Origin of the sequence: Intrasporangium sp. (assembly GCF_035280925.1) — a bacterium.
In the GTDB taxonomy this organism is placed as follows: domain Bacteria; phylum Actinomycetota; class Actinomycetes; order Actinomycetales; family Dermatophilaceae; genus Intrasporangium.
This window is the reverse complement of record NZ_DATEEY010000224.1, coordinates 20,942-31,524: the sequence shown is the minus strand read 5'-3', so window position 1 is coordinate 31,524 and position 10,583 is coordinate 20,942. Positions and strand designations below refer to the sequence as shown.

Genomic DNA, 10,583 nt, shown 5'->3' with positions numbered 1-10,583 from the left:
CTTCGAGGGCGGCGCGGAATGACCGTGACCACGGCTTCGGCGACGATGGCGAAGGCGCTCAACGACGGGCTGCGCGCGGCGATGGAGGGCGACCCGAAGGTCGTCGTGATGGGAGAGGACGTCGGCCGGCTCGGCGGCGTGTTCCGGGTGACCGACGGCCTGCAAAAGGACTTCGGCGAAGACCGGGTGCTGGACACGCCGCTCGCCGAGTCGGGCATCGTCGGCGCCGCGGTCGGGCTGGCGCTGCGCGGGTTCCGGCCGGTGTGCGAGATCCAGTTCGACGGGTTCGTCTACCCGGCGTTCGACCAGATCGTCAGCCAGGTCGCGAAGATGCGGGCCCGGTCGCTCGGGGCCATCACGATGCCGATCGTCATCCGCATCCCGTTCGGTGGTGGGATCGGCAGTCCGGAGCACCACTCGGAGAGCCCGGAGGCCTACTTCGCCCACACGGCCGGGCTGCGCGTCGTGTCCTGCTCTAACCCGGAGGACGCGCACTGGATGATCCAGCAGTCGATCGAGTGCGACGACCCGGTCATGTTCTTCGAGCCGAAGCGCCGCTACCACGACCGTGGCGAGTACGACACGGCTGCCACGGAGGCGGCGCGTGGTCTCTTCGAGGCGAACGTCATCCGGGAGGGCTCGGACGTCACGCTCCTCGGCTACGGCCCGGTCGTGAAGACGATGCTCGAGTCGGCCGCCGCAGCAGAGGCCGAGGGCACCTCGATCGAGGTCATCGACCTACGCTCGCTGTCGCCGCTGCCGATCGACACGATCGTGTCGTCGGTGCGCAAGACGGGTCGGCTCGTCGTCGTCCACGAGGCGAGCAGCTTCCTCGGCATGGCCGCGGAGATCTCGGCGCTGGTGACCGAACAGTGCTTCTACGAGCTCGAGGCCCCGGTCGTCCGCGTCAACGGGGCCAACATCCCGTACCCGCCGAGCCGGATGGAGGAGGACTTCCTCCCCGACCTCGATCGGATCCTCGACGGCGTCGACCGCGCCCTGTCCTTCTAGAACGAGTGCAGAGAGGCTTCCGATAGTGGCAATTCGTACGTTCAAGCTCCCCGATCCAGGTGAGGGCCTCGTCGAGGCCGAGATCGTGGAGTGGAAGGTCGCGCCCGGCGACACCGTCAAGGTCAACGACATGGTGCTCGAGGTCGAGACCGCCAAGTCGCTCGTCGAGCTGCCCATCCCATGGGCCGGCACCGTCAAGGACCTGCTCGTCCAGGTCGGTGACACCGTCGACGTCGGCACGCCGATCATCACGATCGACGACGGCCAGGGCGGCGACGAGGAGCCTGCCGCCCCCAGCGCCGAGCCGGCTGCCAGACCTGCCGAAGGGGAGGGCCAGGAGGCGATCCTCGTCGGCTACGGGGCCAAGGCCGGGGCGACGGCACGCCGAGCCCGCAAACAAGCCGTTGGCCGTATGCCGCTGGGCTCGGTCTCGGACGCCGCGCCGGCTCGCGCCTCGGCACCGACGGAGACCGAGCAGGTGGCGGAGCACGAGCCGATCGCCGAGGAGACGGCTCCCACCCCGCGTACGGAGTCGCCGGCTCCGGCCGTGGCGCCCGTGGCCCGTGAAGGTCGACCGAAGGCCAAGCCGCCGGTTCGCAAGCTGGCCAAGGACCTCGGCGTCGACCTCTGGTCCGTGCAGGGGTCGGGCGCCGACGGCATCATCACCCGCGAGGACGTCCAGTCCTTCGCCGACGGCGTTGCATCGCCCGCGGAGCAGGCTGTCGGGGGGTCAGGGGAGCGAAGCCCCCTTGGGTCGCCATCCGCGCCCTTCGGCTCCGGCGAGCGGGAGGAGCGCACTCCCATCAAGGGCGTCCGCAAGATGACCGCTCAGGCGATGGTCGGGTCCGCGTTCACGGCGCCGCACGTGACCGAGTGGGTCACGGTCGACGTGACGAAGACGATGGAGCTGCTCGACCGCCTCAAGGCGTCACGGGAGTTCCGCGATGTCAAGGTGACGCCGCTGCTCGTCCTCGCCAAGGCGATGGTCCTCGCGATCCGCCGCAACCCCGGCGTCAACGCGACGTGGGACGAGGCGGCACAGGAGATCGTCCAGAAGAACTACGTCAACCTCGGCATCGCCGCTGCGACACCGCGCGGGCTCATCGTCCCGAACGTCAAGGACGCCCATGCGATGTCGATGCTCCAGCTGGCCCAGGCCATCGGTGAGCTGACGGCGACGGCGCGCGAGGGGCGCACGCAGCCGGCGGAGATGTCGGGCGGGACGATCACCATCACCAATGTCGGGGTCTTCGGCGTCGACAGCGGGACCCCGATCATCAACCCCGGGGAGTCGGCGATCGTCGCCTTCGGTGCGATCCGCAAGATGCCCTGGGTCGTGACCGACGCCAACGGCAACGACGAGATCGCGATCCGGCACGTGACGCAGCTCGCCATGAGCTTCGACCACCGGCTCGTCGACGGCGAGCTCGGTTCGCGGTTCCTCGCCGACCTCGCGGCGATCATGGAGGACCCGGGCCAGGCCCTCGTCTGGGGCTGACCCTCGCACCGCACTACGACGCAACACACCGAGCAAGTCACAACGCACCGGGATCCGATCCCGGTGCGTTGTGACCTGCTCGGTGTGTTGCGGTGGTCGGCGCTGGTCAGCGGGTGCGCGCGGCGTCGACGAGGTAGGCGGCGGTGAGGTCGTCCCCCACCCGCTCGAGCAACCCGATGTCGACGGCCTCGTACCGCTGGGCGATGGTCGGCTCCACCACGGTCAGCACGGTCCGAGCATCACGTTCGGCGACGGCGGTGGCGAGCTGGCGCTTGAGCTCCTCCGTCAGCGCCCCGCCCGAGCGGCGCGCCAGGGCGGCGACCTCGACCGCATACGGCTCTGTCTGTGCGGCGACACCGTTGTCCTCGGTGGTCAGCATCCGCGCGGTGCGCTCGAGCAGGGCAGCGCCGCGTTGCAGATCGCCCTGCCCGACCTCGGTGACGGCCCGGGTCAGGAGCGGGCGGTCACCGGTCAGGGCCGCGTCGGCGAGCAGACCCAGGCGCAGGCCAAGGAGGCGCTCGTTGGTGCGGGTGTTGCCAGCGTCCCGGCCGAGCGGCACGACGAGCTCGTCGTCGGGGGCGGTCTGGTTCAGCGTGTCGAGGAGCTCGCGGCCGGCGTCATCGGCGGTGTGCACGGTGTTGCGCAGCGGCAGCTCCTTGATGAAGAGCGTGGCGATGAACGCGATGACGAACGGCACCATCCCCCAGAGGAATACGGCGTGGAGCGAGTCGGCGAGGCCCTGCTGCACTCCGGTCGCGACCTCCGGGGGCAGCTGTGCCAGGAGGGACGGGTCGAGGACGGAGCCGGCGCTGACCTCCTGGCCGGACGCCTCCAGCTGTGCGGCCGCGCCGGCAGGCAGGTGCGTGGCGATGTTGGCGGACAGGCCGCTCGCCATGATCGTGCCGAAAACTGCGATCCCGACGGTCGAGCCGACGTTGCGGAAGAACTGGGTCGATGCCGTGGCGACGCCGAGGTCGCGGCGCTGGGCGGCGTTCTGCACGATCAGCGTGTAGACCTGCAGGGCCATGCCGAGCCCGATGCCGAAGACGATCATCGCCAGTGTCAGGTCGAGCTCGGTCGCACCGTAGTCCAACCGGATCAGCATCCAGAATCCGGCACCCATGAGGAGGATCCCGACCAGGGTCTGCAGCTTGTAGCGGCCCGTCTTGGTGATGACCAGCCCGGCCAGGATCGACAGACCGATCATCGCGACCGACATTGGCATGAGGATGAGGCCGGAGCTCGTCGCCGACACACCGAGGACGCCCTGCGCATAGACCGGCAGGTAGATCATCGCGCCGAACATCATGACCGAGACCATGAAGCTCGCGAGGTTGGACAGGGTGAAGATCCCGCTGCGGAAGAGCCGGAGCGGCATGACCGGCTCCACGGCGCGACGCTCGACCGCGATGAACGCGACCAGCGTGACGAGCCCGGCAGCAAAGAGACCCAGGGTGACCGGCGAATCCCAGGCCAGGGTCGTCCCGCCGAGCGAGGTCGGCACGAGCAGCAGGATGAGGGCGAGCGACAGGAGCGCGATGCCGGCCTTGTCGATGACTGTCTCGCGGTCGACGTGCTCGAGATGCAGGAACCGGCTGATCCCGAAGTAGGCGGCGATCCCGATGGGCAGGCTGATGTAGAAGAGCCAGCGCCAGCCCCAGTGGTCGGTGACGAAGCCGCCGACGAGCGGCCCGAGGATCGACGAGAGCCCGAAGACGCCGCCCATGAGGCCCTGGTACTTGCCCCGCTGCCGCGGCGGGATGATGTCGCCGATGATCGTCTGCGACAGCGGCATGAGCGTGCCCATGCCGACTCCCTGAAGCGCGCGCGCCGCGATGAGCCACCAGAAGTTCTGGGCCATGCCGGACAGGACCGAGCCGATCATGAAGACGACGAGCCCGCCGAGGTAGAAGCCGCGACGCCCGTAGAGGTCGGACAGCTTGCCGACGATCGGGACGGTGATGGCGCTGACGAGCATGGCCGCCGTCGCGAGCCACGAGTAGTGGTCCATCCCGCCGAGCTCGGCGACGATCCGGGGCATCGCCGGGCTGACGATGGTCTGGCTGATCGACGCGACGAGCATGCCGAGCATGAGCGCGATGAAGATCTGGCGCGCCTTCGGGTCGAGGCCGGCGGCGGGCTGGTCGACCGGATCGGCCGTCGCGGTGCGCTGTGACATCCCTCCACGATAGGCTCTTGTTGCACCGCCTGCAAATTTGCATAGACCGCAATCATTTGCCTATGGTGGGGACATGACAGAGGAGTGCGGCCTCCGCGAGCGCAAGAAGCGTGAGACACGGCTGGCGATTCACCGTGCCGCGCTCGACCTCGTCGAGGAGGCCGGCTTCGACGCCGTGACGACCGACCAGATCGCCGCCAGCGCGGGGGTCAGCCCGCGGACCTTCTTCAACTACTTCCCGACGAAGGAGTCGGCCGTCCTCGGCTCGACGCCCGCTGACCTCGACGAGATGAGGGCGCAGCTCGAGGCGCGACCGGCGGACGAGCCGATCCTCGACTCCATCCGCGCCATCGTGCGGGACCGGCTGGCGCCCTCGAGCCAGGGCCCGGAGCTGCGGGCCCAGCGGCGTCGCGTGCTGCTCGGCGAGCCGGCGCTCGGGCCCGCGCTGGTCGGCACCAACATCCACACCGAGAACGTCCTCACCGACGTCGTCGCCGCCCGCCTGGGAGTCGACCCCAAGGAGTCGGTGCGGCCGCGGGTCACCGTGGCGACAGCCCTGGCCGCCGTGCGCGCCTGCATCGAGCACCAGCAGACGGGCGGAACGGGCACCGTCGAGGACACGGTCGACGAGGCGTTCGCCCTCCTCGGCACCGGCCTGGCCTGACGGGCGCTGCCCCGAGCCCCGTGCTGGTGCGCCCATCCCGGCCCGCCGGACCACTCCGAGGTCAGCCGTGGTGGGCGGTGCCCGCGTGGTCGATGCACGTCCTGGTGGTGGGTCGCGCCTCGAGCCGCTCGTTGGGTATCGGTCGACCGCACACGACGCACCTCCCATAGGTGCCGTCCGCGATGCGCGCCTCGGCCGCATCGATCTCGACGAGGTGCTGCTCGGCCTGGTCGATGAGGGCCGCGACCTGGGACCTCTCGTAGGCGATCGTCGCGCCCTCGGGGTCGTGCTCGTCGTCGGCGTTGGAGTCCACGGATGCTTCGACAACCTGGCCGAACTCCCGCCGGAGCCCGTCGAGCCGATTCACCGTCGTCTGTCGCTCCTCGGCCAGCCGTGTCCTGTGGGCCGTGTCCGTCACTCGCGGGCCTCCTTGCCTCGAGGTCGATCCCGACATGTCCACATTCTGCCCCTGGCCCGAGGCTCGTGCCTTCGGAGGGAGTCCCGGCTGGCACCCGCAGCAGGCAGGATGGGGCCATGAGCGAGCCGCACCAGTCCACCGGTGTCGTCTTCCCGACCGTCGAATCGGCCGACCGCCGCCGCAGCACGACGGCCCTCGGCCGCGCCGTCGTCGCCGACGCCCTGTACCGGGCCGATCCGGTCGGTTCCGCATCGGCGGCCCGCGAGACGAACTGGCGGCAGGGCTACCTGCCCCACTTCCGCCGCCTCGTCGAGGCCGGTCTACCGAGCGCCGAGGCGGCGCACTCCATCGCCCGGGACGGACTCGCCTCGCTCCACCGGCGGATGCGCTGGGTCGGGCCGTCCGGCGAGGGCCCCCTCCCCACGGCGTTCGAGAGCGGTCCCACGCCGCTGGTCTCCGAGACGATCCGCGGGGAGGGTGCCCCGGACCGCACCATCTCCCTGCCGTATGCCGCTCAGCGCGCTTCCGGGGACACGCTCCGTCGCGTGCTGGCCGGGTGGGTCGACGGGGGAGTCGTCGAGCCGACGTGTGCCGAGGCGGTCGAGCGCGTCATGGCCAACCCGGACTGGCTCGACCTGTCCGACCAGACCATCGTCGTGCTCGGCGCGGCGGCCGAGATGGGACCCTTGCGGACCCTGCTGCGCTGGGGCGCGGACGTGGTGGCGGTCGACCTGCCGCGAAAGGAGCTGTGGCAGAAGCTGATCCTTGACACGGGGCGGCTGGCTGGGTCGTTGACGGTTCCGGCACGGCCCGGCGGCGGACCGGTCGAGGAGCGGCTCGGCGGTGACCTGATCCACGACCTCGGCTCGGTGACCCAGTGGGTGGTCGAACGGGAGGGACGGCTCGTCCTCGGCAACTACGTCTACGCCGACGGCGCGACGAACGTGCGCGTGTCCGTCGCCGTCGACGCCCTGACCCAGCGGGTGGTCGAGGAGCGCGGCCACGACAGCGTCGCCCTGGCCTTTCTCGCCACTCCGACAGACGTGTTCGCGGTGCCCGGCGGCGCGGTGGACAGGTCCGTCGAGAACTACGCCCAGCGGCATACGTCCAAGGTGTTGCGGGTGCCTTTGCGCACGCTCAGCGGTGGGCGCCTGCTGCGCCGGAACTACGTGCCCGGCGAGAACCCGGGGATCAACGACTCGGTCGTGTTGCAGCAGGGGCCGAACTACCTTCTCGCGAAGCGCCTCCAGCGGTGGCGCGCGACGGCGCACCGGGCGGACGGCGGCGTCGTGTCGCTCAAGGTGGCGCCGCCCACGCGGACCCGCTCGGTCGTCAAGAACCGGGCGCTCGCCGCCGCCTACGCCGGCGCGCACCGCTTCGGGGTGGAGGTCTTCGAGCCGGGTACCGCGAACACGCTCATGGCCATCCTGCTCGTCCATGACCTGCGCACCGGCGCCCCGGCGCGGGAGCACCCATGGCAGGACGAGGCGTACGGCGCCGCCCACGGTGGGCTGTGGACGTCCGCCTACGACCCCCGCAGCGCCCTCGGGATCGCAGCGCTGCTCGGCTTCGCGGCAGCCCGCTGAGTTGGCGTGGGGAGCGCGCAGCCATCATGCTCTGACCATGGCGGAGAGCACCTCGACGAGGTCGAAGCGGCGTGTCGACGACCGCTCCCCCGAGCGCGGGCTCGGGGGGACCTTCAGCGCACCGCGCACTCTCGTCCCGGCGCTGCTCGCCGCCATCGCCTACGTCGACCCGGGCAACTTCGGGGTCAACATCAGCTCCGGCGCGCAGCACGGTTACGCCCTCGTGTGGGTGGTCGTCTTCGCGAGCTGCTCGGCGATGGTGATCCAGTACCTCGCTGCCAAGCTCGGCATGGTCACCGGGATGAGCCTCGCGGAGCACAGCGCGCGGCGGTTCCCCGGCATCGGTCGGATCCTGCTGTGGACGCAGGCCGAGATCGTCGTCATCATGACCGACCTGGCGGAGATCGTCGGTGGTGCGATCGCCCTGCATCTGCTCTTCGGCCTGCCGCTCATGTGGGGCGCGGTCGCGGTGACGGCCTTCAGCCTCGTCGTGCTCTATCTCAAGGTGCACGGGCGCAGCCACTTCGAGTCGGTCGTCCTCGTGCTGCTCGCCGTCATCATCGGCTCCCTGGTGTGGCAGGTCCTCATCGCGGACGTCGACCGGGTGGCGCTGCTCCACTCGATGGCGCCCGGCCCGCTCGACTCGTCGGCGGCGCTGCTCGCGGTCGGCATCGTCGGGGCCACGGTGATGCCGCACGCGCTGCACTTCCACTCGGCCGCATCGCGCGCCCGCGACGACGGCACGGTCGAGCCGTCACAGACCGAGCGGATGCGGATCGGCCGGCACACCGTCCGGTCGGTCGTCGTCGCGATGTCGGTCGCCGGCGTGGCGAACGTCAGCCTCGTGGTCTTCTCCGCGGCGTTGCCCGCGGAGGCCGGTGCCAGCATCGAGACGGCCTATGCGGCGCTCGGAGCCCAGGCGGGGCAGATCGCGGCGACCATGCTGGCGGTCGCCCTGCTCGCATCGGGGCTGGCGTCGACCCTCGTCGGCGTGCAGACCGGCGACGTCGTCATGACCGGCTTCGGCAAGCGACCGATCCCCGCGCTGGTGCGCCGCATGCTCGCCGTCGTGCCGACGCTCATCATCCTCGGCGTGGGGGTCGAGCCGACCAACGCGCTCATCTGGAGCCAGGTGGTGCTCAGCTTCGCGCTGCCGGGCACACTCATCCCGCTGCTGCTCTTCACGCACGATCGGCGCCTGATGGGGCGGATGGCGAACCACCGCCTGACGACCGTCGTCGCGTGGCTCATCACGGCGGTCATCGTCGGCCTCGTCGGCTTCCTCCTCGTCAGCGGCGGCGCCTGACCGCCGCCGACGGGCCGCCGATCGAGTGGACAAGATCCGGGTCAGTGGCGAGTCGCTCGCATCCACTTCGTCGAGTGTGCAGTTCGCGCCGCTCCGCCCCAGAGGCCACTTCAGCCGCGCCGGGGCGAAGGCGCGGAGGTCCAGGCGAGCCGGCACCTGCTGCACCCTCGACGACGAAGGAGGACCTGTCAGGTGAGGTCGCCCGCGAGGTACCGCTGGATCGTCGGGCCCACGTGCTCGACGAGCTCGTCGACGGACATGCTCGCCAGTGGCTCGACGCCGACGACGCGGCGCGCCATGGCCAGGCCCACGATCTGTGACGCGGCCAGCGCGGCCCGACGCCGCGCATCCGGCCCGGGCAGGTGCCGCGCGTAGCCGTCGATGATGACGTTGTCGATGAAGTCGCGCACGACGTCGTGCGCCGCGCCCTCAGTCATCGCGGATCGCATCACTCCGATGATGGCTGGGCCGCTGACGGGGTCTTCGAGGATCGCGGCGATGGTACGGACGATGCGCTCGCCGATCCGGTCGAGGCCTTGGGAGAACACCTCGTCGATCTTCTGGTAGGGGTCGATCGGCAGCTCGAGAGCAGCCGCGAAAAGGCCGTCCTTGTTGCCGAAGTAGTAGGGCACGAGGGCCACGTCGACTCCGGCGGCCTCCGCGACGGCACGCATGGTCGTGCCCTTGAAGCCGCGCGTCGAGAACAACGCGCGGGCCGACGCGAGGATGTCGCCCCGCACGTCGGTGCGGTCGGAGCGGGGCCCCGGTCGACGTGACATGCCGCCAGCATAGGGCCGATTCATCAGGTGTTGAAACTGCGACCTCCAGCGCGTACCGTTGTTTCAACAGACGTTGAAAGGAGCATCGCATGTCGTCCGGAACCACCCACGAGGCTGCGGCCGCACAGTCCGGTCAGGCGTCCGGCCCGGCCGCCTCCTCCCCCCCACGCCCCGGTGTCGCACACCTCCCGCCGGGCGGTGCGTGGGGAGCGATCGTCGCGCTGACGATCCTCATCGGCCTGGTCCTGACCGCCTTCACGCTGCCCGCGATCAACCAGGAGCCGCGCGACGTGCCCATCGGCATCGCAGGCCCCCCGCAAGCCGTGCAACAGCTGGTCGGGGGGCTCAGCGCCCAAGCGCCCGAGGCGTTCTCCGTGAGCACGTTCGTCGACGAGGCCCAGTTGTCCCAGTCCATCCGCGACCGGGAGGTCTACGGTGGCATTGCCCTCGGGGCCAGCGGGCCAGCCATGTTGACGGCTCCTGCTGCGAGCCCCGCTGTCGCCCAAGGTCTCTCGGCCCTTGCGGCGCAGCTCGGGCAGCAACAGGGCCAAGCCGTGCCGGTCAAGGAGGTCGTCTCCCTGCCTGCCGAGGACAGCCGTGGGGCTGGTCTCGCCACGGCCCTGCTGCCCCTGCTCATCGGCGCCATCGCACCCGTCATCGCCATGAACCGGCTCCTCAAGGGCACCTGGGCGAAGTTCGCCGCAGTCCTCACGACCGCAGTCGTGCTCGGGGCCGCACTGGCCGGGCTGCTGCACTGGTACGGCGTCTTCGAGGGCAGCTGGCTGCTCGACGCCGCAGCCATGGCCACCGTCATCGCCGCGATGTCCGCGGCGCTGCTCGGACTGCTCCTCGTGGCCGGATTCCCCGGGTTCGGTCTGGGGGTCGCGCTGTTCCTGCTCCTCGGCAACCCCCTCTCCGGTCTTGCAACTGCTCCCGAGTTCCTCGCCGAGCCCTGGCGCACCATCGGTGCGTCGCTGCCTCCGGGCGCCGGCGGCCAGCTGCTCCGCAGCTCCGCGTACTTCGAGGGCGCCGGCGCCGGACCGCACCTCGTGGTCCTCGGCACCTGGTTCGTGCTCGGCGTCCTGCTCGTCGCCGTGGCTTCCCGGGCCAGGCGCACGACCGCCGCAGCCGCCGCCTGACCG

General features: G+C 70.6%; 9 protein-coding genes. 6 read left to right on the top strand and 3 right to left on the bottom strand.

Annotated elements, in window-relative coordinates; genetic code table 11:
• Positions 1 to 18 precede the first annotated feature (18 nt).
• Together VJN29_RS20130 and VJN29_RS20125 are read left to right on the top strand one after the other, a co-directional pair.
• The gene (locus tag VJN29_RS20130) at positions 19 to 1,011 is read left to right on the top strand and encodes an alpha-ketoacid dehydrogenase subunit beta (RefSeq protein WP_324145426.1); all 993 of its coding nucleotides are present in this window, start codon (positions 19 to 21) and stop codon (positions 1,009 to 1,011) included.
• A 25-nt stretch (positions 1,012 to 1,036) separates the two neighbouring features.
• Complete coding sequence (locus VJN29_RS20125; protein WP_324145425.1) at positions 1,037 to 2,509, top strand: dihydrolipoamide acetyltransferase family protein; 1,473 nt, start codon at positions 1,037 to 1,039, stop codon at positions 2,507 to 2,509.
• Between the two features lie 106 nt (positions 2,510 to 2,615).
• Here VJN29_RS20125 and VJN29_RS20120 read toward each other — a convergent pair whose 3' ends face one another.
• Positions 2,616 to 4,688, bottom strand: a complete 2,073-nt coding sequence (locus tag VJN29_RS20120) for an MDR family MFS transporter (protein ID WP_324145424.1) — start codon at positions 4,686 to 4,688, stop codon at positions 2,616 to 2,618.
• 73 nt (positions 4,689 to 4,761) lie between these two features.
• Between VJN29_RS20120 and VJN29_RS20115 the strand changes: the two genes are divergently transcribed.
• Complete coding sequence (locus VJN29_RS20115; protein ID WP_324145423.1) at positions 4,762 to 5,352, top strand: TetR family transcriptional regulator; 591 nt, start codon at positions 4,762 to 4,764, stop codon at positions 5,350 to 5,352.
• A gap of 61 nt (positions 5,353 to 5,413) precedes the next feature.
• On the opposite strand, the gene VJN29_RS20110 is transcribed toward VJN29_RS20115, so the two are convergent.
• The gene (locus VJN29_RS20110) at positions 5,414 to 5,770 is read right to left on the bottom strand and encodes a TraR/DksA family transcriptional regulator (protein WP_324145422.1); all 357 of its coding nucleotides are present in this window, start codon (positions 5,768 to 5,770) and stop codon (positions 5,414 to 5,416) included.
• Between the two features lie 116 nt (positions 5,771 to 5,886).
• Here VJN29_RS20110 and VJN29_RS20105 point away from each other — a divergent pair, with 116 nt between their 5' ends.
• Positions 5,887 to 7,356: a hypothetical protein gene (locus VJN29_RS20105; protein WP_324145421.1), complete on the top strand. Its 1,470-nt coding sequence runs from the start codon at positions 5,887 to 5,889 to the stop codon at positions 7,354 to 7,356.
• 37 nt (positions 7,357 to 7,393) lie between these two features.
• The gene (locus VJN29_RS20100; protein WP_324145420.1) at positions 7,394 to 8,662 is read left to right on the top strand and encodes an Nramp family divalent metal transporter; all 1,269 of its coding nucleotides are present in this window, start codon (positions 7,394 to 7,396) and stop codon (positions 8,660 to 8,662) included.
• A 188-nt stretch (positions 8,663 to 8,850) separates the two neighbouring features.
• On the opposite strand, the gene VJN29_RS20095 is transcribed toward VJN29_RS20100, so the two are convergent.
• Positions 8,851 to 9,441, bottom strand: coding sequence for a TetR/AcrR family transcriptional regulator (locus VJN29_RS20095; protein WP_324145419.1), 591 nt, complete (start codon positions 9,439 to 9,441; stop codon positions 8,851 to 8,853).
• An 89-nt stretch (positions 9,442 to 9,530) separates the two neighbouring features.
• Here VJN29_RS20095 and VJN29_RS20090 point away from each other — a divergent pair, with 89 nt between their 5' ends.
• Positions 9,531 to 10,580, top strand: a complete 1,050-nt coding sequence (locus VJN29_RS20090; protein ID WP_324145418.1) for a hypothetical protein — start codon at positions 9,531 to 9,533, stop codon at positions 10,578 to 10,580.
• The last annotated feature ends 3 nt before the right edge of the window (positions 10,581 to 10,583 follow it).

Bases quoted from the DNA above. Each gene is read 5' to 3' on its own strand.
- VJN29_RS20105 (WP_324145421.1), top strand. From the start codon at position 5,887: ATGAGCGAGCCGCACCAGTCCACCGGTGTCGTCTTCCCGACCGTCGAA.
- VJN29_RS20090 (WP_324145418.1), top strand. From the start codon at position 9,531: ATGTCGTCCGGAACCACCCACGAGGCTGCGGCCGCACAGTCCGGTCAG.
- VJN29_RS20100 (WP_324145420.1), top strand. From the start codon at position 7,394: ATGGCGGAGAGCACCTCGACGAGGTCGAAGCGGCGTGTCGACGACCGC.
- VJN29_RS20130 (WP_324145426.1), top strand. From the start codon at position 19: ATGACCGTGACCACGGCTTCGGCGACGATGGCGAAGGCGCTCAACGAC.
- VJN29_RS20095 (WP_324145419.1), bottom strand. From the start codon at position 9,441: ATGTCACGTCGACCGGGGCCCCGCTCCGACCGCACCGACGTGCGGGGC.
- VJN29_RS20120 (WP_324145424.1), bottom strand. From the start codon at position 4,688: ATGTCACAGCGCACCGCGACGGCCGATCCGGTCGACCAGCCCGCCGCC.
- VJN29_RS20115 (WP_324145423.1), top strand. From the start codon at position 4,762: ATGACAGAGGAGTGCGGCCTCCGCGAGCGCAAGAAGCGTGAGACACGG.